Below are 21,016 nucleotides of genomic sequence, written 5' to 3' on the forward strand. Positions count from 1 at the left end.
TGCTGATGGTGGCGCTGCCCGCCGTCAAGCGCGTTCGGGACGCCGCCATTTGCTGGAAAGGCATCCGGCGCCATACCGGCCGAGCGGAACGATCATTCCGCCGCGATGTTCAGGTCGTCTCGGTCTTGTTTTTCGCCGCGCGGTCGGATGCCGCAGTCTGGCCGCCGCCAAAGCTCGTGCGGTTGAGCGACAGCCGCATGCCCTGCGTCGGGATCGGTGCACGCTTGGAACTCAGCGTCCGCGAGTTGACGCCCATCCAGGAGATCTCCGACGACAGCCGGCCATACTCGATCTTCGGGCAGCGATTCATCACCACCTTGAGGCCCGCGGCTTCCGCCTTTTCGGCCGCGGCATCGTCGCGCGCGCCGAGCTGCATCCAGATCACCCTCGGCGGCGGCGACAATTTCAACGCTTCGTCGACGACGGGCATGATGTGGCTCGAATTGCGGAAGATGTCGATCATGTCGATCGGGCGATCGATGTCCGCAAGCGAGGCGACGAACGGCTTGCCCATCAGCGTCTTGCCGACATGGCCGGGGTTGACCGGGATCATGTCGTAGCCGCGCTGCGCCAGATATTTGAAGGCGAAATAGCTCGGCCGCACATTGACCGGCGAGGCGCCGACCATCGCGATCGATTTGACGCTGTTCAGGATGCTGCGGATGTAGTTGTCGTCGTAGGCGTCGTGGTTCATTTTTCTTCCGCTTTGTCATTCCGGGATGGTGCGTTAGCACCAGACCCGGAATCTCGAGATTCCGGGCTCGATGCTTCGCATCGCCCCGGAATGACGACCTGCGGTCGTCACTTATCCTGCCACCTCGGATCGCGCTTCTCGATGAAGGCGCCGATGCCTTCCTCGGCGTCGCGCGCCATCATGTTCTCGGTCATCACCTCGGCGGCGAAGCGATAGGCGTCCGCGAGGTTCATCTCGGCCTGGCGGTAGAACGCCTCCTTGCCGAGTTTGACGGTGTAGGCCGATTTCAGCGCGACCTTCTCGGCCAGCGCGATCGCGGCGTCGCGTTCGGTGCCTGCCGGCACCACGCGGTTGACGAGGCCGATGCTTTGCGCCGTTGCCGCGGAGACCGGCTCACCGGTCAGCAGCATCTCCATCGCCTGCTTGCGCGGCACGTTGCGCGACAGCGCCACCATCGGCGTCGAGCAGAACAGCCCGATATCGACACCCGGCGTCGCAAACGCCGCCGCCTCGGAAGCGACCGCGAGGTCGCAGCTGGCGACGAGCTGGCAGCCGGCCGCGGTCGCGATGCCCTGGACCGATGCCACCACCGGCTTCGGCAGATGCACGATCGCCTGCATCATCGCGCTGCAGGCGTTCATGATCTGAGCGAAATAGGCGCGGCCGCGGTCGGCATCGGTGCGCCGCGCGGTGAGCTCCTTGAGGTCGTGGCCGGCGCAGAACGCCGGGCCGTTGGCGGCGAGCACGACGGCGCGGATGCGCTTGTCACCGCCGATCTCGTTCAGCGCGGCGTGGAGTTCGCCGATCAGGCCTTCGGACAGGCTGTTGCGCGCCGCCGGCCGATTGAGCGTCAGTAGCGCGATACTGCCGACGGTGTCGCGCAGCAGGATCGGCTGATGTTGCGGCGCTTTCGCGCGGGCGGCTTGGGCGGACATGGTGAAATTCCACTTTGGTCTGTATGACAACTTAATGTAACAGGCAGGCAGACGCGAGGGCAGGGACTGCATGGCGATTGCGAAAATGAGCGTGGCTGAACTGGAGGAGTTCCTGCGCAGGGAATTTCCGCAGGCGTTCGCCTACGACGACATCAGGATCGAGAGCGCCGATGGCGAGACGGCGCTGCTGCGCCAGGCCTTCAGCGAGCGCATGCTGCGGCCGGGCGGCACGGTGTCGGGGCCGACGCTGATGGGGCTGGCGGATTTCGCGATGTATGTGGTGCTGCTGTCGGCGATCGGACCGATCGGCCTTGCAGTCACCACCAACCTCAACATCAACTTCCTGCGCAAGGGCCAGCCGGGGCAGGACGTACTTGCGGTCGCCAAGCTGTTCAAGCTCGGCAAGCGGCTTGCGGTCGGCGAGGTGAACCTGTTGTCCGGCACCTCGCCCGATCCGATTGCCCATGTCACGGCGACCTATTCCATTCCAAATCAATAGGCTTTTTTACGGTATTATTACACCATATTTACAAGCTACTGTTTTTGCTGACGTAATTCCTTTGCGTCGGCGTTGACGCGCGCCCGCGGCTTCTCTAGAAACCGACCCAGTTCGGCGCATACGGCGCCGATTTCTTTTTCACGGATTTCACACATGAGCACGTTCTCGGCCAAGCCCGCCGAAGTGACGAAGAAGTGGGTCGTGATCGACGCCAAGGGTCTGGTCGTCGGTCGTCTGGCCACGCTCGTCGCGATGCGCCTGCGCGGCAAACACCTGCCCACCTACACCCCGCATGTCGATTGCGGCGACAACGTCATCATCGTCAACGCCGCGCATGTGGTGCTGACCGGCCGCAAGCGCGACCAGAAGACCTATTACAAGCACACCGGCTTCATCGGTGGCATCAAGGAGCGCACCGCGAAGCAGATCCTCGAGGGTCGCTTCCCCGAGCGCGTCGTCGAGAAGGCGATCGAGCGCATGATCCCGCGCGGTCCGCTCGGCCGCATGCAGATGGGCAATCTGCGCGTCTATCCGGGTGCCGAGCATCCTCATGAGGCCCAGAGCCCCGAGAAGGTCGATATCGCTTCCCTGAACCGCAAGAACACGAGGGCCGCATAATGTCCGACACGTTGCAGTCCCTCGACCAGCTCTCGCAGGTCAAGCCGGCCGCGCCCGACGCGCCGAAGTACGTCAAGAAGGTCGACAAGTTCAACCGCGCCTACGCCACCGGCAAGCGCAAGGACGCGGTCGCCCGCGTCTGGGTCAAGCCGGGCTCGGGCAAGATCTCGGTCAACACCCGCGAGTTCGAAGTCTACTTCGCCCGCCCGGTGCTGCGCATGATGATCCAGCAGCCGCTGGTCGCTGCCGCCCGCAACGGCCAGTACGACGTGATCTGCACCGTCGCCGGCGGCGGTCTGTCCGGCCAGGCCGGTGCGGTCCGCCACGGCATTTCGAAGGCGCTGACCAACTTCGAGCCCGAGCTGCGCAGCGTCCTCAAGAAGGGCGGCTTCCTGACCCGCGACTCGCGTTCGGTCGAGCGCAAGAAGTACGGCAAGGCGAAGGCCCGCAAGTCCTTCCAGTTCTCGAAGCGCTAATTCGAGCTGTAAAATTCGCGGCAATTGCCGCGAGCATCGAGTTGCAGAGGGCGCCGCGAGGCGCCCTTTTTGCTGCGTTCAATGCCGCGCGCTTCAACGCGAATTGACGCAGTTTTTCATGAAAACTTGCGTGTGCGTGCAAACGAAATTGGAACTCGGGCCTTCTAGCGTGCGATCTCGCACTGGCGCTGCATCACCGTATTAATTGCGCCTGCGAACGTTGCATCACACCGGGCTGGGGTGAGTTTATGTCGTTTGATCCATCGACGCTCTATTTGTTCGCCACCATGGTCGCGGGCATGCTCGGCGCCATGCTGTGGTTGTTCGGCAGGCAGGAGAACATTCCCGCGCTGAAATGGTGGGGCACCGCCTATCTGCTCGGCGCGGCCTCGGTCGCGCTGTGGACGGTCGGCAGCGCGATGCTCGATCCGATGGTCCTGCTGGGCCTCAATGCGATCGGCTTAGCCGCCTGCGGCATGGTCTGGAACGCCGCGCGGATTTTCCACGGCCGCAAGGCCAATCTGCCGGGCCTGCTGCTCGGCCCGATCGCGTGGATCGGCGCGGTGACGACGGTGCAGGATCCGGCGATGCGCCTGACGATCGGCGCCGCGATCGTCGCGATCTACGCGGCGCTCACCGCTTCCGAACTGTGGAGCGAGCGCCGTCGTGCGATGCAGCGGCGCTGGATTGCGATCGCGATCCCGGTCGCCCATGGCTGCGTCCTGATGCTGCCGATCCTGGTCGGCGACCTGCTGCGCCTGAACGGCCAGAATGTCGTCTCCAGCTTCTGGGTCACGTTGTTCTCGATCGAACTCGTGCTGTACGCGATCGGCACGGTGTTCGTGATCTTCATGATGGTGTCGGACCGCGCGGTGGCCGTGCACAAGACGGCGGCGTCGATCGATCCGTTGAGCGGCATGCTCAATCGCCGCGGCTTCACCGAGGCCTGCATGCGGGTCATCGAGCGCGAGGCCGTCGCCGGCCGGCCGGTCACGGTGATGATCTTCGACCTCGATCACTTCAAGTCGATCAACGACCGCTTCGGCCATCCCGCAGGCGACGAGATCCTGAAACTGTTCTCCGCCGTCGTGGTCAACAATCTCAGGATCAGCGATCTGTCGGGCCGGATCGGCGGCGAGGAATTCGCGGCGCTGCTGCCGTGCTCGCTGGAGGAGGGCGTCCTGGTCGCCGAGCGCGTGCGCGAAGCCTTCGCGAACAGCAACATCAGCTGCGAGGAAGGCGCGGTCGAAACCACCGTCAGCATCGGCGTCGCCGGTGGTCCCGCCGGAACCGAGCTCGAGGTGCTGCTGGCCTCGGCCGACACCGCGCTCTATCAGGCCAAGCGCGGCGGCCGCAACCGCGTCGAGGCGGCGGAGGAGCTGCCGCTGTCGCTGGAGAACTGGCGGCGCAAGACGGCGGGCCTGCCCGCAGCGGCGCGGCAGAAGCCCGCGACCGTGCGGGTCTAGGTGCGGTAACAACCGGTCGTGCTGACCACCTGAGGCCGATTTAGGCGGCTTTGGCAGGTGCCTGATCCTCTGCCTTGAAGTGATCGATCATCACCTTGGCGATCGCCATCAGCGGCAGCGCCAGCGCCAGACCCCAGACGCCGAACACGACCCCGAGCAGGATCTGGAACGCGAACAGTGTGGCCGGCGGAATGTCGAGCGCCTGGCGCTGGATGATCGGGGTCAGCACGTAGCTTTCCAGCGCGTGCACGCCGAGGAACAGGACGAAGGCCGACAGCGCCGCGATCCAGCCGGTCGCCAGGCTCGCCAGCACCACGATCAGCCCGCCGAGGATGGCGCCGACTGTCGGGATGAAGGCGAGCAGGCCGGCCTGGATGCCCAGGATGAACGAGCTCGGAATCCCGATGATGGCAAGCCCGATCCAGGTGACCAGGAAGACCGCCGCCATGGTGATGATCTGGGCGATCAGCCACCGCTCCAGCGTCTCGCCGATGCGGTCGACGATAATGGTCGCCTGCGCGCGGTATTTGGCCGGCGCGATGAACAACAGCCCGGCGCGGTAGATGCCGGGCTGTGCCGCGAAGGCGAGCCCGAGGAACAGCACGATGAAGAAGTTGCCGACGACGCTGACGGTGCCGAGCAGGACCTTCAGCGTCTGACTGATGATGGCGCCGCCGCTCGAGGCCAGCGCGCCGGCGCCGGGGATGCCATGGGACTGGGACGCCGCCGGGGTCGTCGTCGCCACCGCGGTGCCTTCGCCCTTGGCCTCGCCGGCGGCATTGGTGAAATCGAGATAGCTGGTATCGACGCCGTGCTGCTCGAGGAATTCCTTGACGCTGCCGAGCTGCGATTTGATCGTGTTGCTCAGAACCGTGGCCTGCTGTGCGATGGTGGTGCCGCCGAGGAACACAATGCCGGACAACAGTCCCGCCATCGCCAGGCAGACCATCGCAAGCCGCAGCGCGTGCGGCAGCCCGGTCAGCCGGCCGAGCAGGGTGGTCATGGCATTGAGGCCGACCCCGAGCAGCATGCCCGCGAACAGCAGGAACAGCGTCGCGGCGAACTGCCAGGCGAACAGCAGCAGGGCGGCGAACAGCACGATGCCGATGCCGCCGACGGCGATCGCCCACGCCAGGTCGTTGCGGGCCTGCAGGCGATTGTCAGCCGAGTCAGTCACGGGTGATTCCCCCTTCACGGACGGTGTCCGGAGCAGTCTTTGGCGAAAATCCCACCGGGATCAAGCTGGGCCGGCCATGCCGGTTTGCCGCTGACGCCCCGTCGTGACGGGGACGATCTGCCGGGCGTCCGGCCGGAGTTCGGCCCGCCGGGGCGCCAATCTGTGCAGGACTGCAAGCCCCCCTGTGCAGGAATAGACGGTTGATCCGGCGGGAACTCGAAGGCATGATCCTCTCCGCAACGACGCAAACTTAGAAGAATCATTGCGCGAGACCCCAATAATGAGACGGCCCGTGGTCGGCGTGATCGGAAACGCCCATCGCATCGAAAATCGTTTCACAGTCCAGATGGTCGGGGAGCGCAACCTGCGCGCGGTTGCCGAGGTCTCGGGTGCGGTGCCGCTGATGTTCGCGGGCAGCCCCGAAATCACCGACGTCGGCGCCTTGCTCGACGTGGTCGATGGGGTCGTGCTGACCGGAGCCCGCGCCAACGTCCATCCGACCCGCTTCAACACCGAGCCTTGCGCCGCCCACGAGCCCTACGACATCCATCGCGATGACGTGGCGCTGGCGCTGTCGGAGGCCTGCGTCGCGCGCGGCGTGCCGATCTTCGGCATCTGCCGCGGCCTGCAGGAGATGAATGTCGCGTTCGGCGGCTCGCTGCATCCCGAGATCCGCGAAATTCCGGGCCGCATGAACCACCGCATGCCGCGGCTCGAGAACGGCGAGATCCATCCCGATCCGACGGTGGTGTTCGCCGACCGTCACGACGTCGCGCTGACGCCGGGGGGCACCTTCGCAAAAATCCTTGGCCGCGACACCATCCGGGTCAATTCGCTGCACGGCCAGGGCATCCTCGAGCCCGGCAAGCGCGTCGTGATCGAGGGCATTGCCGAGGACGGCACCATCGAGGCGATCCGCATTGCGGACGCGCCGGGGTTTGCGCTCGGCGTGCAGTGGCACGCCGAATACGATCCGCAGCGCAACCCGATCAACCGCGCCCTGTTCGAGGCGTTCGGCGACGCGCTGCGCGAGCGGCGGCGGGCGGCGTAGGGCGGCATATCGGCTTGTCACTACTTTAATCCCGTCATCTCGGCGCAAAGGCTTTGCCTTTGTCGCTGGAGGAGCCGCGAAGCGGCGTCTCGAAGGATGAAAGGCTTTGCCTTTGCGCGGGGATGACGGGACTGACTTGGTCATACGTCCGCGTTCTCGCGACATCTTTGGTCCGAGCTTTGCTCTTTCTTTCCGCCCTCTCCGTTGGTGAGGGCGCAGGGAAAGCCGGGTGCCGATCGCACCCATGGGCCCCGAGCAATGGGGTAGAAAGCTCGGGGGTAGGACCACAGGTGTAACCGGAGCAATCCGGCTTTCCCTGCGCGATGGCTTACGGCTTATACGTGCTCTCCCCGGCGAGACTTGGCTTTGTTGTCACCGTCTTCGCGACGCGCATTTGCGCAATCGGAAGAGACACCTACCGCTAGGGCGTCAGGCCTGCACGATTTCGCCGTCCGCCTCATGCACGTTCGTCGACTGCGCAATCGGCGTCCACCGCATCTCGACCCGCGTTCGTGACGACCGCGAAGCGCCCCTCGTGCCGGGCGAGACGGGAGATTCATACACCGAGTTGCGCTTCGGATAAAGCGAAATATTTTCATCGAGGGGGCTTGCGCCGTCGGGCAACTCAGATGTATGGGCCCGCCGCTTTCTCCGCCTCGTCATTCCGGGGCGCGCCAACGGGTCCGCGCAAAGCGCGGCCCGATGACAGGCTCCGCGAGAGCCCGGAATCCATTTCACCACACGTGATGCGGCCCGATGGATTCCGGGTTCTCGCTTCGCGAGCCCCGGAATGACGAAGGAGGTTGCGGCTTGCGACGTGGCAACTCAGTGGCACGCGCGCAAGGGGACACTGCCCGTCGATGCAGAGGCGGTAACCGAAATTCCTCGCTTACCGTGCTCGAACACCCCACGTAATTCGGGATACCTGGATTCCGGTGTTCGCGAGCGTTCCGTACTTCATCTGCATCGACAGAGAAGATATTCGATAGTTTCGAGCTAGGCGCGGGGCGCGGGACCGTCACTCGGACTTGATGGAAGCGACCATGTCGGCAAAGAGGTTGCCTCCGACGATGATGTGAGCGCGCATCGATTGCTGTGCTTCGCTTTCGCTCCCTGTTTCAATCGCCCTGACGATCAGAGCGTGCTCGCCGAATGATGCCGCCAGGCGAGCCGGTCGCGACAAGCTCTGATGCCGGAAGAACCGCATCCGAAGGCGAGTTTCAGTCACGAGATCGGCCAAGGGCGTGTTGCGTGCGCCAGCGTAGATGGCTTGGTGAAATGCGGTGTTGAGTTCGACGTAGCGCGCCGTGTTGCTGGTGTGCACGGCTTGTGCGCACTGCTCGTGTATCTCACGCAGGCCGGCTCGTTCGGCGACAGTCATTCTGCGCGCCGCGAGACCTGCAGCCTCCGCTTCGAGCGCAGTGAGAATTTCCACCATGCCGATCGCCCGCTGGGGTGTCATGCTCGCGACGGTTGCGCCTTGGCGCGACCTGAACTTGACGAGACCCTCATTGGCCAAGCGAAGCAGCGCTTCCCGCGCCGGCGTGCGCGAGACCGAAAAGCGTCTGGCGAGGCTCTGCTCGTCCAGCTTGTCGCCCGGGAGAAGCCGTCCCTCGGCGATATCGCTTTCGATCCGGCGACAAAGCTCATCGGAGACGCGAACCCGCATTGGCTGCCCTTATGTATACGCTCACGCCTTTATGTATACGTAGACCTTTTAAAGAAATACATATAATCCGGGCAAAGAACGAAGACAACAGGAAACGCTGATGACGACTTCCGTGGATTTGAGCGGCGCCCCTTTGCTGAAGACGGATGGGCCTACCGCGACGATCCAGCTCAATCGCCCGCGGCAGATGAACAAGATCACCGCAGCCGATCTCGCCGTGTTGTCGGGCCACTTCGCCAGCATTGCGACGGCAGGTGCGAGAGTTCTCATCCTGACCGGTGAGGGACGCGCGTTCAGCGCCGGATACGACCTCGGAGACATCGCTGTGCGAGTGTCGTCCAAGGAAGATGTTCATGCTTCCGGTTTTGAGAACGTCGTCGATCAGCTCGAAACGCTGACGATACCGACCATCTGCAGACTTAACGGCGGAGTCTATGGCGGCGCGACCGATCTTGCGCTCGCCTGCGATTTCAGGATCGGCGTAGATAGTTGCGAGATGTTCATGCCGGCCGCGCGCCTCGGCCTTCACTATTACAGCAGCGGTCTCATGCGCTTTGCGTCGCGCCTCGGCGTAGCGGCGACAAAGAAGCTGTTCCTCACTGGCCTGAAACTGGACGCAGCCGAGATGCTGCGCATCGGCTATCTGGATGAAGCCGTTCCTGCGGGCAGCCTCGATGCGCGCGTGAAGGAGCTCGCCTCTGTTCTCGCTGCCAATGCGCCGGCCGCCATGCGGGGCATGAAACGCGCCATCAACGAGATCGCCAGAAACTCGTTCGATCGTGCTGCTGCCGATCAGCGTTACCGCGACAGCCTCGTGGGCGCCGAGCTGCGCGAGGGCAGCGCGGCTTTCGCCGAAAAGCGCCCCCCGCGCTTCGGCGCCGACCTGGACGGCCGATGACCGGACCTCACTCACCACCGGCGTCCGCGCTGAAGCCGCGGTCAAAGGGGCCACTCGCTGGACTGATCGTGATCGATCTCACCCGCGTGTTGGCCGGACCGTATTGCACCATGATGCTCGCGGATCTCGGCGCGCGGGTCATCAAGGTCGAGATGCCGGGCATCGGCGACGACGCGCGGCACATCGGCCCCTTCATCTCGAACGCCGATGGCTTGCCGAGTTCAGGCTATTTCTTCTCGATCAATCGAAGCAAGGAATCGATCGCGCTGAACCTCAAGGATGCTGCCGACCGCGCGATATTCGAGCGACTATTGCTGGACGCCGATGTCCTCGCGGAAAATTTTACGCCCGGTACCATGGACCGTTTCGGCTACGGCTGGGAGGCGCTCAGCTCGCGCTTTCCCCGGCTGGTTCTGGCGTCGATATCGGGCTTTGGTCAGACCGGGCCCTACCGCGAACTGCCGGCTTACGACATGGTCGTTCAGGCCATGGGCGGTGTCATGAGCTTGACGGGCGAGGAGGGAGGCCCGCCGACGCGCGTCGGAGTATCGATCGGCGACATCGCCGCGGGCACTCATGCGGTGATCGGAGTTCAGGCGGCGTTGATCGAGCGCGCCCGCACCGGTCGCGGTAAGCACGTCGATATTTCCATGCTCGATACGCAGATCTCTCTGCTCGAGAATGCCCTTGTCCGCTATCAAGTCGAGCAAGTCTTTCCTGGGCCCATCGGCTCGAGGCACCCCTCTATCACGCCATTTGGCGTCTTCAAGAGCAAGGTCGGGCATCTCATCATCGCCGCCGGCAACGACCGGAAGTTCAGAGATCTTTGCGATGTGCTGCAGATGCAGGACGTCAAAGCCGATCCGCGATTCCTCTCCAATTCGTCGCGATGCGAACATCATCGTGCTCTCGCCGAGCGGATCGAAGAGGCGCTGGCAGCCAGAACCGCCGAGGAATGGCTCCCCATCCTGACGCAAGCCGGAATTCCCTGCGGACCGATGAACGACATCGCCGGCGTACTGCGTGATCCGCAGCTCAATGCGCGCGACATGTTCGTCCCGTTGGAGGCTTCCGGGGGCATGGTGTTGAAAACCGCTGCCTGTCCCATCCGGTTCGCCGGCGAACAATTCGCAGACTATCGGCCTGCGCCAGAGCTCGATGCCGATCGCAACGCTCTCCTGCAAGAACTCGGACTCGCCTGATCGGCTCCGCGACATCGCCGCGGGCACTCATGCGGCGATCGGAGTTCAGGCGGCGTTGATCGAGCGCGCCGCTTTTTGTGACTTCGGGGTTGACGCGCATTGGAGGAGGCCGGCTGAGGTTCGCTCCGGCAAGCTGGTGAAGGTCTCCGCCGTCGCCTGAGCAGGGCCGGCGGACCACGCGAAAATCCCCTCAATCGACCCGATCCGCCCCGTGCTTGAACCGATGGATCCGGCATGCGCGCATGCTTGCGGGTTTTCTCCGTACTTATACGGACACGAAAGTGGCGGATTGGCGGGCCGGACTCGGCTAAGCAAAGGGGTAAGCCACCCGATATTGCCCCGGCGCGAACGTCTTTTCTGACACTGTTTTCCTTTTCCAATTTCCGGTGCAGCGGCTCGCGATGAGTTGGTCGGGATTTGTCGGGCCGTCTGGCGGCCGGGATGATGCTTCCGGTCGTCGTGCTGCTGCTTGCGCTGGGCTTCATCCATGGCGTCACCTGACCGGGCATCCGGCTCGCGGGTGGCGTGGTTGCGGTGGTATTGATGAGTGCTGAGGGGATTGCGAGGTCAACGTCCGAGCCGCTCGCCCAGATGACACGGGCGGCGGAGACGCTGTCGCGTGGCGAGCCGGCGCCGATCCGCCCCGATGGCAATCCCGAGGCCGCGCGGCTCGCCGCGACGCTTGCCGAGTTGTCGGCGCAATTGGGCAGCAGGCAGAACCTGCTGGAGAAGACCATCGAGAGCATCCGCGATCCGGTGGTGGTCGTCGAGCAGCATGGGGTGGTCGTGATCGCCAACGCCGCGGCGCGGCGGCTGTACAAGGTCGAGCCCGGCTTCGACACCCTGACCGGGGTTCGCAGCTTCCAGAACTATTTTCCCGACGGTACGACCGTGATGCCGATCTCGGACACACCGGTGGCGCGCGCGTTGCGCGGCGATGACGTCGACGATTTCGAGCTGATCGTCAGGCCCTTGTCGCCGGATCCGGAGGTCTGCATCGTCGCCAACGCCAGGCCCTTGCGCGACGACGCCGGCAAGCTGCGCGGCGCGGTGGCGGTGCTGCACGATGTGACCGCGCAACGCCGGGCGCATCAGGCGCTGGTCGACAGCGAGCAGATGGCGCAGGCCATCATCAGGACCGCGCTCGACGCCTTCGTCCAGACCGATCAGGACGGCATCGTGCTCGACTGGAGCCCGCAGGCCGAGGTGCTGACCGGCTGGACGCGCTCCGAGGCAGTCGGCTGCCGGGTGGTGGAACTGGTGTTTCCGGAGCAGCTTCGGGATGCGCACCGGCAGCGGATCGCCCGATTCCTGCAGGAGACCGCCGGCGGCGGCATGGGAATGCGGTACGAGTCCGAATCCGTGCACCGCGACGGACACCGGTTCTTCGTCGAGGTGTCGCTCAATGCGCTGAGGCGCGGCGACGGTTACGTCATCAATGCCTTCGTGCGCGACATCACCCAGCGTCGGATCGCCGAGGAGCAGTTGATCCAGGCGCAGCGAACCGAATCGCTCGGGCGGTTGACCGGCGGCATCGCGCACGACTTCAACAACATGCTGACCGTGATCACCGGCACGGTCGAGATCCTTGCCGACGGCGTCAAGGACAACCCGCAGCTTGCCGCGATCGCCAAGCTGATCAGCGATGCCGCCGATCGCGGCGCACAGCTGACCACGAGCTTGTTGGCCTTCGCGCGCAAGCAGCCGCTGCAGCCCGCCGAGACCGACGTCAACGACCTGATCGGCGAGGTGGTGCGGTTGCTATCGCAGACGCTCGGCTCGCAGACCGAGATCAGGACCGAGCTTAGCCGCGGCGCCTGGCTCGCCTTTGTCGACCGCAGCCAGCTAGGTGCTGCGCTGGTCAATCTCGCCATCAATGCCCGCGATGCGATGCCCGAGGGCGGCACGCTGACGTTCACGACCCGCAACGTCCAGCTCGGCGTTCCCGATGCCGTGGCGCACGGCGTCGAGCGCGCCGGCGACCATCTGGTGATCGAGGTGAGCGACACCGGCACCGGGATTTCGCCGTCGCATCTGGAGAAGATCTTCGATCCGTTCTTCTCCACCAAGGAGGTCGGGCAGGGCACCGGGCTCGGGCTCAGCATGGTGTTCGGCTTCGTCAAGCAGAGCGGCGGCGGGATCGAGGTCAAGAGCGAGCCGGGACGCGGCGCGATCTTCAGGATCTATCTGCCCAAGGCCGATGGCGTCGCACCGCGCCCAGCCGAGGAGGACGATCAGCCGGTCAGGGGCGGCAGCGAGACCATCCTGTGCGTGGAGGACGATCCCACGATTCGCGCCTACGTCACCGAGCAGCTCGAGAGCCTCGGCTACAAGGTGCTGGTGGCCGCGAATGCGGACGCCGCGCTCGAGATCGTCAATCACGGCACCGCGTTCGATCTCTTGTTCACCGACATCGTGATGCCCGGCAGCATGAACGGCCGGCAACTCGCCGATTGGCTGATGGTCGGGCGGCCGGCGCTGCGGGTGCTGTTCACCTCGGGTTACAGCGACGGCGTGCTGCCGGCACAGCAGGGCCGCAGCGGTCACGGCATCCCGCTGTTGACCAAGCCGTATCGGCGAAGCGAGCTGGCGCGGATGCTGCGGCGCTGTCTCGATCTTCAGGTCGACTTCCAGGGCGATCCGGTTCCGCAGCCTTACTCCGTGCAGCCCGATCTCGAACGCTTCCTGCGCGAGAACCCGCCGGAGAAGACGTAGGACGCCCAGGCTGCTATGCTCCTGCAACAAAGGCGCGGCCGGTCAACGGCCCGATTTTGGGGAGCATGGAATGCAGGACCGCAAATGGTCGAGACGCGACTGGCTCAAGGTGACGGCCGCGACCGCGGCCGGCATGGTGTTCGCCGAACCGTTGCGGGCGGCGGCGCCGCCGGCGGAAGCGGTGACGCCGGAGCTGATCGCGGCGGCCAAGAAGGAAGGCAAGATCTCGTTCTACAGCGCGCTGGAATTGAACACCGCCGAACGGCTCGCGCGCGACTCGAGCAGAAATATCCCGGGATCAGCGTCCGCGTCGAACGTTCCGGTGCCGAGCGGATCTTCCAGCGCATCGCGCAGGAGCAGGGCAGCGGCATCCATGCCGTCGACGTCGCCAATTCGACCGATCCCGCGCATTATCTCGACTGGAAGAAGAACGACTGGCTCGCGGCCTATCTGCCGGAAGAGGTCGCCAGGAATTTTCCCGCCGACCAGATCGATCCCGACGGCACGTCGGCGACGTCCTGCGCCTGGTTCGAGGTGATCGGCTACAACACCGAGCAGGTCAAGCGCGAGGAGGCGCCGAAGAGCTACGCCGATTTGCTCGATCCCAAATGGCGCGGCAAGATCGTCAAGGGCCACCCGGGCTATTCGGGCGCGATCATGACCGCGACCTTCGTCCTGGCGCGCGACCTCGGCTGGCCGTATCTGGAAAAGCTTTCGCAGCAGCGGGTGATGCAGGTGCAGTCGGCCGCCGATCCGCCGAAGAAGATCCTGCTCGGCGAGCGCGCCGTGATGGCCGACGGCAACGACTACAATCTCGTGCTGGCCAAGGACCAGGGCAAGCCGGTCGAGGTGGTCTATCCGGCCGAGGGCGCGCCGCTGATCATCGTGCCGAGCGGCATCTTCAAGAACGCGCCGAACCCGAATGCGGCACGGCTGTTCCAGAGCTACTTGTTCAGCGCCGAGACCCAGCAGATGCTGGCCGACGAGTTCGCGCACCGCTCGTTCCACGGCAAGGTGAAGGAGAAGGCCGGCCACGTGCCGCTCGACAAACTGAAGATGCTGAAAGCCGATCCGGCCCAGGTGCAGGCGCAGAGCGAGGAGATCAAGGCAAGGTACGCGAAGCTGTTTCGCGTATAGACGTCAATCACCTCGTCGTCCCGGCGGATGCCGGGGCAACGATGCGGGTGGGCCTGCGGTCGGCTAACCTCCGACTTCCGCGCTGAGCATGGGCCCGAACAACTCCCATCGCTCGCCCTTGAGCCGTCTGAGCTGCATCTGCTTGATCGGCGCGAAATCGATCGGGCTGGTGTTCATGGTGATTCCCGGCAGCAGGTTGTTGGTGCGGAAAGCCCTGAGGTTCGCCGCCTGCTTCATCACGTTCGCGCGCGTGAGATCGTCGCCGCACTGCTTCAGCACCTGAACCAGCGTCTGGGCGGCATTGTAACCCGTCACCACGAGGCCATCGGCCCGGTTGCCTTCGGGGAAGTATTTGGCGAGATATTCGTCGAACGCCTTCATGCCGGGGTCGTCCTTCCATTGCGGATCGAGCGGATCCATCAGATAGGCGACCGAGATGATGCCTTGCGCGTTCTCGAAGCCGGCAGGCTGGATCACGGCGCCGAGGGAAGAGCCGACCGAATTGAGGATGTGCAACGGCTTCCAGCCGATCTCGGCTACCTTCTTGATGGCCTGCGCCGCGAATTTCGGCGTGGCGATGTCGACGAACACATCGGCATTCATCGATTTCATCTTGACGATGTGCGTGTCGATGGTCGGCTCGGCGACCTCATACGCATCCTCGACAACGATCATCGATGCCGCCTTGTCGCCAAGGCCGTCCTTGAGGCCCTTGAGATAGTCCTTGCCGTAATCGTCGTTCTGGTAGAGCACGGCGATCCTGCCGTTCGGCTTTTCCTTTAATATGTGCTTGGCGTAGATCCGTCCCTCGCTTTGATAGCTGGGCTGCCAGCCCATGGTCCACGGAAAGTTCTGCGGATCATTCCATTTGGTGGCACCGGTCTGAATGAACAGCTGCGGCACCTTCTTCGTGTTCATGTATTTCTGAATGGCACCGTTGGACGCGGTGCCGAGCGCGGCGAAGATCAGCAAGACCTCGTCGCCCTCGACCAGCTTGCGCGCCTGCTCGACCGTTTTCGGCGGGCTGTAGCCGTCATCATAGGAGATGAAATTGATCTTGCGGCCATTGATGCCGCCTTCGGCATTGATCTTGCGGAAATAGGCCGCCTGAGCTCGGCCGCTGGTGCCATAGGCGGATGCCGGCCCGCTGTACGGCATGATGTTGCCGATCTTGATTTCGGTATCGGTTGCGCCGGTGTCATATTTCTTCTGGGCAAATGCGCTGCCGGAACAGACAGCGATAATAGTGATGGCGGTCGAAAGCGCCGCCATTCGTCGAGCGACGAAAGACATTTCGTTTCTCCCAAATGCAAAATGAGCGTGTCTGTTGTATCGCGACCGCTTTCGGGGCCTTGCCGCTGAGTGAACACCCGGCACCGATCATTGTCGATTCCGAACGTCAAAGCGTGCGTGCCGCGTCGCATCACGTCGCGCAGTTTGTCAGTGTTGCTGACCGTAATCTTCCGGGAAACTCCGTGGCTACGCCGCACGCATCACGCGCTGCGCGCGATAGGCCTGGGGCGACAGCAGCGTCAGCTTGCGGAAGGCCTTGCGAAAGCTGCTCTCGTCCTCGTAGCCGGTGGCGCGGGCGATCGCCTTGATCGGTTGCGCCGTGGTCTCCAAGAGCGTGCGGGCATGTTCGACGCGGCGTCGCATGATGAAGGCCTGCGGCGGCTCGTGGGTCAATTCGCGGAAGCGGCGGTTCAGGGTGCGCTCGCTCAGGCCCAGCGCATGCGCGAGGCTGCGCACCGTGACCGGCGCCTTGCCGGCGCGGCGCACCAGCATGTCCGCCTTGATCAGCAGCGGGTCCTGCCCGAACATGTAGCCGAGCGGCATGAAGATCGCCTGGGTGCGCTGCGCGGTGTCGATCACGGCATAGTCGGCGCAGACCTTTGCGACCTCTGCTCCTTCGACCAGCTCGATCAGCCGCAGCAGCAGATCGACCCACGACATCGGGCCGGCGGCGCAAACCAGGCGGTCGGCCTGGGTGATGACGGCATCGCCGGCGAGGTCGACCTTGGGATGGCGGCGGCGCAGCTCGCTCTGCAGCCACCAGGTGATGGTGGCACGGCGGCCGTCGAGCAGGCCGGCATTGGCGAGCAGCAGCACGCCGCTGCAGAACGCGCCGATCAGCCGGCCGCCCGCGTGTTGCCGGCGCAGCCAGGCGCCGGCGCGGTCGTATTGCGGTTGCAGGCGCTCGGCGGTCAGATGGTCGACCAGGCTGCCTGGCACGATGATCGCATCGCAGGCCATCCGCTTGCCGATGGCGCCATCGACGGCGAGCAGCTTGCCGCCGCCGGCGCGCACCGCCTTGCCGTCGAGCGACAGGGTTTGCCAGCTGAAGCGCGCCTTGCCGCCGCGTAGCTGCATCACATGGTTGGCAAGGGTGAGGATGTCGGCGATGCCGGCGACCGCCGATTGCATACAGCCTTCCAGCGCAAGGATCGCAAGCTTCATGGGACCTCCGAATCTGCCGTCATCCTACCCGATCGGCACGATCGGCGATGGCAGATATTGCCCGATCTCTGTCTTATCGGCCACTGCCTGATTGCGCCACCGCCGGTCCATCTTCGTGGCGCTGTCACAACCTCAGCAATTGGAGAGAGACCATGCCTTACGTCACCATTTCTACCGTCCGCGGCATCTTTGACGTCGCGCAGAAGCGCGCGATGCTCGAGCGCGTCACCGATCTCATGGTCGAGATCGAGGGCCAGGGCAACCCCGAGTTCCGCCGCAACGTCTGGGTCAAGATCGAGGAGGGCGAGCCGGCGAGCTGGTCGCTCGGCGGCATGATCCCGTCACCGGACATGATCGCGGGCAATTTCGGGCCGCTTGACGCCGGCGGGCGGCGGATTGCGAAAGTGAAGGTGTAACGGCCGCGACGACGACAAAAGGCGCTTCCGCCGGAAGCGCCTTTTGTACGCGCGATCGGGAAGATGGGCGCAGATAGGTCAGGCGGCGATCGCGGCGGCGGCGCGTTCGGCGATCAGGATCGTCGGCGTCTGGATGTTGCCCGAGATCATGATCGGGATCACGGAGGCGTCGGCGACGCGAAGGCCTTCGAGGCCATGCACCTTGAAGGTTGTAGGATCCACCACCGCCATCCCGTCATTGCCCATGCGGCAGGTCGAGGACGCATGGTACAGCGTCGTGCAATGGCCGCGGATGTAGTCGGCGATGTCTGCGTCGCTGGTCGCCTCCGCGCTCGGCGTGATCTCGCCCTCGATCAGCTCCTTGAGCGGCGACTGCGCCGCGATGCGGCGGTTGATCTTTACGCCTTCGATCAGCGTTGCGATGTCGCTGCCGCTTGGATCGGACGAGAAATAGCGCGGATCGATCGCGGGGTATTCCAGCGGATCGGCCGAGCGCAGCGTCAGCTCGCCGCGGCTGTTCGGCCGCTGCAAGGTCGAATGCAGCGTGATGCCCGGCTTCGAGGACAGGAAGCGCACGTAGTCGCGGTGCGGGCTGATGGCGCCATAGAGCTGCAAATCGGGCTCGACACCGGGGCGGCTGCGGACATGGGCGCCGGCGGCGACCCAGGGCGAGGAGCGGGGACCGCTGCGGCTGTCCTGCCATTCCTTCAGGCTGGCTTCCAGGCTCTCGTCGGTCCAGGCGCCGACGCCGATCTTCTCCTTGGTGTAGAAGGTGATGGGAATGTTGATGTGGTCCTGAAGGTCCTTGCCGACGCCGGGCAAATCGTGCACCGGCGTGACGCCGACGGCCTTCAGTTCATCGGCAGGGCCGACGCCCGACAGCAGCAATTGCTGTGCGGAGCCGATCGCGCCTGACGACATCACGACATCGCTCGCCGCATGTGCGGTCTTGAGCTGGCCGTTCTCGAGATAGTCGACGCCGGTGGCGCGGCCCTTCTCGACGATCACGCGGATCACGCGCACGCCGGTCTTGACCGTCAGATTGGCGCGCTCCAGCGCCGGGCGCAGATAGGCCTTGCCGGTGCCGAACCGCTCGCCCTGCTTGATCACGAACTGGAAGAAGCCGGCGCCTTCCTGGCTCGCGCCGTTGAAGTCGCGATTGTGCGCATGACCGGCGGCCTTCGCCGCTTCCAGCCAGAGCTCCTCATGGGGATCGACGAAGGGAACATGGGCGACATACAGTGGGCCCTTGGTGCCGTGCAGCGGGCTGTCGGTGAAGTCGGCATTGTTCTCGAAGGCGATGAAGTCAGGCAGCACGTTGCGCCAGCCCCAGCCGGTGCAGCCGGCCTTTTCCCAGCCGTCATAGTCTGACGGCAGGCCGCGGATGTAGATCATTGCATTCATCGCACCGGAGCCGCCGACCATCTTGCCGCGCGGCCAAAACACCCGGCGGCCGCGGCAACCGGCCTGGGGCTCAGTGTAGAACCCCCAATCGACTGCGGTGTTGAACATTGTCGGCCAGTCCGACGGGATGTCCGATGCCAAGGGAGCGGCGCGACCCGCTTCCAGCACCAGCACCTTGCGAGCGGGGTCGGCGGACAACCGATTGGCCAGCACACAGCCGGCCGAACCTGCGCCCACGATGATCGTATCGTACATCTGTCACTCCATCGGTCACGCCGGCGTGTCGCCGGATATTTCTGCCGTCATCGCGGGACTGCGCGAGCGCAGCCGGCGCAAGCGGTCCCAGATGCTCTCAAACAGGCCGATCAAGCCGTTCGGCATCAGCACCATCACGGCGGCGATGATGATGCCGAGCCCGAGCGAGCGGAATTCGCCGATCTCGCGCATCGCCTCGTCGGCGGCGACCAGCACGATGGCGCCGACCAGCGGCCCCCACAGCCGGCCGATGCCGCCCACCACCACCATCGCGATGATGAAGAACAGCTGCGAGAACGACAGCACGCCGGGGCCGATCGCATTGAAATGCGCGGCATAGAGCCCGCCGGCGAGCCCGGTGAAGAACGCCGACAGGCCGAACACCAGCAATTGCATCTGGAAGCGGCTGATGCCGCGGGCCATGGCGCAGCCGGGATTGTCGCGCAGCGCGCGGAAGGCAAGCCCGATCGGGCCGCGGATGATCGCCCAGGTGAACAGCATCGTGATCGCGAACAGCGCCACCACCAGCGCGTAGTCCGCGACCAGGAACTTGGCCTTGAACATCGCGCGGGTGCCGAGATCGCCGAAGCGCGCGAAGCCGACCGCGCCGCCGGTCAGTTGCCGGCACTGGGTGCCGACCATCACGAAGCAGTCGGTGTCGGTGACGATCAACAGATACATCACCTGCGCGACCGCGAGCGTCAGCAGTGCGGTATAGGCGCCGCTGAGGCGCAGGCACGCCGCACCGATCACCAGGCTGAACAGCACGGTCGCGATGGCCGCGAGCGGCATCGCGGCCCAGACGTTGAGACCGAAATAGAAACACAGCATCGCGGTGGCGTAGCCGCCGAAGCCGAACAGCGCCATCTGCGCCAGCGAGAACACGCCCGAGAAGCCGAACAGCAGGTTCCACTGCGAAGCGACGATCGCATAGAACAGGCCGAGCGTGATCTGGCCGATCACGTAGCGGCTGTCGACATAGAACGGCAGCGCAACCGCCGCAGCGAGAACGACGAGACCGATCAGGAGGTGGGCGAGATCACTGCGTTTCACATCGGCCTCACAGACGCCGCACTTCGACCCGGCCGAACAGCCCGCCGGGCCGGCGGATCAGCACCAGGATCACGATGGCCAGCAGCGCCGGAAAACCCCAGCGCGCGCCGGCCAGGAACTGGACCAGTGCCTCGACGATGGCGAGGCCGAATGAGGTGATGATCGCGCCGGGCAGGTTGCCGAGCCCGGCCACCACGCACATGATGAAGGCCTTCAGCATCGGATCGGCGCCGAGTGAGGGCGAGAGCTGGGTGATTGACGACACCAGCACGCCGCAGACGCCGGCGAGCATGCCGGACAGGATCAGGACCTGGAGATAGACCCGCGCCACCGGCACGCCCATCAGCTTGGCGGCATCGGGATTCTGCGCAGTGGCGCGAATGGCGCGGCCGGTCCTGGTTCGGGTCAGGAACAGCGCGGTGGCCCCCATCAGCGCGATGGCGCTGACGATGATGACGAGGTTTTGCCAGGGCAGCACGAAGCCGCCGAGATTGATCGAGCCGCCGACCGAGAGCGGCTGTCCCAGCGGCTGGCCGCCATAGAGCCGCAGCACGGCATTCTCGAGCGTGAGCGCGACGCCGAAGGTCGCGATCATGATGGTGGTCTCGAAGGTCTCCGGGCTGCGGCGCGACAGCGGGTAGGCGACCAGCATGAAGATCAGTGCGCCGATCACGCCGCCGACCGCGGCGGCGGCAAGCACCGCAAGCGGCACCGGCAAGCCAAGCTGGCTGGCGGCGGTGAATGCGGCGTAGCCGCCGAGCGTCAGCAGCGTGCCGTGCGCCATGTTCAGCATGCCGAGCGAACCCCAGACCAGCGACAGGCCGAGCGTCGCCAGCGCGTACAGCGCGCCGGTGGTGATCCCGGAGACGATGACGGGTCCTATGATCTCCACGC

Annotated in this window: 19 protein-coding genes; 10 read left to right on the forward strand and 9 right to left on the reverse strand. The window is 64.8% G+C overall.

Going from position 1 to position 21,016, the window contains the following annotated elements; translation table 11 throughout:
- Window positions 1-109: 109 nt before the first annotated feature.
- Together ACVIW0_RS17450 and ACVIW0_RS17455 are read right to left on the reverse strand one after the other, a co-directional pair.
- The gene (locus ACVIW0_RS17450; protein ID WP_461353427.1) at window positions 110-694 is read right to left on the reverse strand and encodes a CoA-binding protein; all 585 of its coding nucleotides are present in this window, start codon (window positions 692-694) and stop codon (window positions 110-112) included.
- Window positions 695-801: 107 nt separating this feature from the next.
- Window positions 802-1,629, reverse strand: a complete 828-nt coding sequence (locus ACVIW0_RS17455) for an enoyl-CoA hydratase (protein WP_461353428.1) — start codon at window positions 1,627-1,629, stop codon at window positions 802-804.
- 70 nt (window positions 1,630-1,699) lie between these two features.
- Between ACVIW0_RS17455 and ACVIW0_RS17460 the strand changes: the two genes are divergently transcribed.
- The 4 genes from ACVIW0_RS17460 to ACVIW0_RS17475 all read left to right on the forward strand — a co-directional run bounded on the left by ACVIW0_RS17460 (window position 1,700) and on the right by ACVIW0_RS17475 (window position 4,688).
- Complete coding sequence (locus ACVIW0_RS17460; protein WP_461353429.1) at window positions 1,700-2,128, forward strand: PaaI family thioesterase; 429 nt, start codon at window positions 1,700-1,702, stop codon at window positions 2,126-2,128.
- A 153-nt stretch (window positions 2,129-2,281) separates the two neighbouring features.
- On the forward strand, window positions 2,282-2,746 hold the full coding sequence (gene rplM / locus ACVIW0_RS17465) for a 50S ribosomal protein L13 (protein ID WP_021079117.1): 465 nt from the start codon (window positions 2,282-2,284) through the stop codon (window positions 2,744-2,746).
- Window positions 2,746-3,222, forward strand: a complete 477-nt coding sequence (gene rpsI / locus ACVIW0_RS17470) for a 30S ribosomal protein S9 (protein WP_212013477.1) — start codon at window positions 2,746-2,748, stop codon at window positions 3,220-3,222. The genes rplM and rpsI overlap by 1 nt, the downstream gene beginning before the upstream one ends.
- A gap of 248 nt (window positions 3,223-3,470) precedes the next feature.
- Window positions 3,471-4,688 (forward strand): GGDEF domain-containing protein, encoded by a 1,218-nt coding sequence (locus ACVIW0_RS17475; RefSeq protein ID WP_461353430.1) that lies wholly within the window; start codon window positions 3,471-3,473, stop codon window positions 4,686-4,688.
- A 40-nt stretch (window positions 4,689-4,728) separates the two neighbouring features.
- On the opposite strand, the gene ACVIW0_RS17480 is transcribed toward ACVIW0_RS17475, so the two are convergent.
- Entirely contained in the window at window positions 4,729-5,865 is a 1,137-nt protein-coding gene (locus ACVIW0_RS17480; protein WP_461353431.1) for an AI-2E family transporter, read from the reverse strand.
- A gap of 280 nt (window positions 5,866-6,145) precedes the next feature.
- Between ACVIW0_RS17480 and ACVIW0_RS17485 the strand changes: the two genes are divergently transcribed.
- Window positions 6,146-6,916 (forward strand): gamma-glutamyl-gamma-aminobutyrate hydrolase family protein, encoded by a 771-nt coding sequence (locus tag ACVIW0_RS17485; RefSeq protein ID WP_461353432.1) that lies wholly within the window; start codon window positions 6,146-6,148, stop codon window positions 6,914-6,916.
- Window positions 6,917-7,934: 1,018 nt separating this feature from the next.
- Here the strand turns inward: ACVIW0_RS17485 and ACVIW0_RS17490 are convergent.
- The gene (locus tag ACVIW0_RS17490) at window positions 7,935-8,585 is read right to left on the reverse strand and encodes a GntR family transcriptional regulator (RefSeq protein ID WP_461353433.1); all 651 of its coding nucleotides are present in this window, start codon (window positions 8,583-8,585) and stop codon (window positions 7,935-7,937) included.
- Window positions 8,586-8,685: 100 nt separating this feature from the next.
- On the opposite strand from ACVIW0_RS17490, the gene ACVIW0_RS17495 reads away from it, so the two are divergent.
- The 4 genes from ACVIW0_RS17495 to ACVIW0_RS17510 all read left to right on the forward strand — a co-directional run bounded on the left by ACVIW0_RS17495 (window position 8,686) and on the right by ACVIW0_RS17510 (window position 14,537).
- On the forward strand, window positions 8,686-9,483 hold the full coding sequence (locus tag ACVIW0_RS17495) for an enoyl-CoA hydratase/isomerase family protein (RefSeq protein ID WP_461353434.1): 798 nt from the start codon (window positions 8,686-8,688) through the stop codon (window positions 9,481-9,483).
- Window positions 9,480-10,685 (forward strand): CaiB/BaiF CoA transferase family protein, encoded by a 1,206-nt coding sequence (locus ACVIW0_RS17500; RefSeq protein WP_461353435.1) that lies wholly within the window; start codon window positions 9,480-9,482, stop codon window positions 10,683-10,685. The genes ACVIW0_RS17495 and ACVIW0_RS17500 overlap by 4 nt, the downstream gene beginning before the upstream one ends.
- Before the next feature lie 543 nt (window positions 10,686-11,228).
- Window positions 11,229-13,400 (forward strand): hybrid sensor histidine kinase/response regulator, encoded by a 2,172-nt coding sequence (locus tag ACVIW0_RS17505; RefSeq protein ID WP_461353436.1) that lies wholly within the window; start codon window positions 11,229-11,231, stop codon window positions 13,398-13,400.
- A gap of 84 nt (window positions 13,401-13,484) precedes the next feature.
- The gene (locus tag ACVIW0_RS17510) at window positions 13,485-14,537 is read left to right on the forward strand and encodes an ABC transporter substrate-binding protein (protein WP_461353437.1); all 1,053 of its coding nucleotides are present in this window, start codon (window positions 13,485-13,487) and stop codon (window positions 14,535-14,537) included.
- A gap of 63 nt (window positions 14,538-14,600) precedes the next feature.
- On the opposite strand, the gene ACVIW0_RS17515 is transcribed toward ACVIW0_RS17510, so the two are convergent.
- On the reverse strand, window positions 14,601-15,830 hold the full coding sequence (locus ACVIW0_RS17515; RefSeq protein ID WP_461353438.1) for an ABC transporter substrate-binding protein: 1,230 nt from the start codon (window positions 15,828-15,830) through the stop codon (window positions 14,601-14,603).
- Between the two features lie 186 nt (window positions 15,831-16,016).
- Window positions 16,017-16,994 carry a GlxA family transcriptional regulator gene (locus tag ACVIW0_RS17520; RefSeq protein WP_461353439.1) on the reverse strand — a complete coding sequence of 326 codons (978 nt, stop codon included), beginning with the start codon at window positions 16,992-16,994 and terminating at the stop codon, window positions 16,017-16,019.
- A 152-nt stretch (window positions 16,995-17,146) separates the two neighbouring features.
- Between ACVIW0_RS17520 and ACVIW0_RS17525 the strand changes: the two genes are divergently transcribed.
- Window positions 17,147-17,410: a tautomerase family protein gene (locus ACVIW0_RS17525; RefSeq protein WP_461348336.1), complete on the forward strand. Its 264-nt coding sequence runs from the start codon at window positions 17,147-17,149 to the stop codon at window positions 17,408-17,410.
- 78 nt (window positions 17,411-17,488) lie between these two features.
- Here the strand turns inward: ACVIW0_RS17525 and ACVIW0_RS17530 are convergent, their stop codons facing one another.
- The 3 genes from ACVIW0_RS17530 to ACVIW0_RS17540 are packed head-to-tail and all read right to left on the reverse strand — an operon-like array spanning window position 17,489 to window position 21,014.
- The gene (locus tag ACVIW0_RS17530; protein ID WP_461353440.1) at window positions 17,489-19,069 is read right to left on the reverse strand and encodes a GMC family oxidoreductase; all 1,581 of its coding nucleotides are present in this window, start codon (window positions 19,067-19,069) and stop codon (window positions 17,489-17,491) included.
- A gap of 15 nt (window positions 19,070-19,084) precedes the next feature.
- Window positions 19,085-20,122 carry a branched-chain amino acid ABC transporter permease gene (locus ACVIW0_RS17535; protein WP_461353441.1) on the reverse strand — a complete coding sequence of 346 codons (1,038 nt, stop codon included), beginning with the start codon at window positions 20,120-20,122 and terminating at the stop codon, window positions 19,085-19,087.
- A gap of 7 nt (window positions 20,123-20,129) precedes the next feature.
- Window positions 20,130-21,014, reverse strand: coding sequence for a branched-chain amino acid ABC transporter permease (locus tag ACVIW0_RS17540; RefSeq protein ID WP_461353442.1), 885 nt, complete (start codon window positions 21,012-21,014; stop codon window positions 20,130-20,132).
- Window positions 21,015-21,016 lie beyond the last annotated feature (2 nt).

The organism is Bradyrhizobium sp. USDA 4454, from assembly GCF_054822705.1.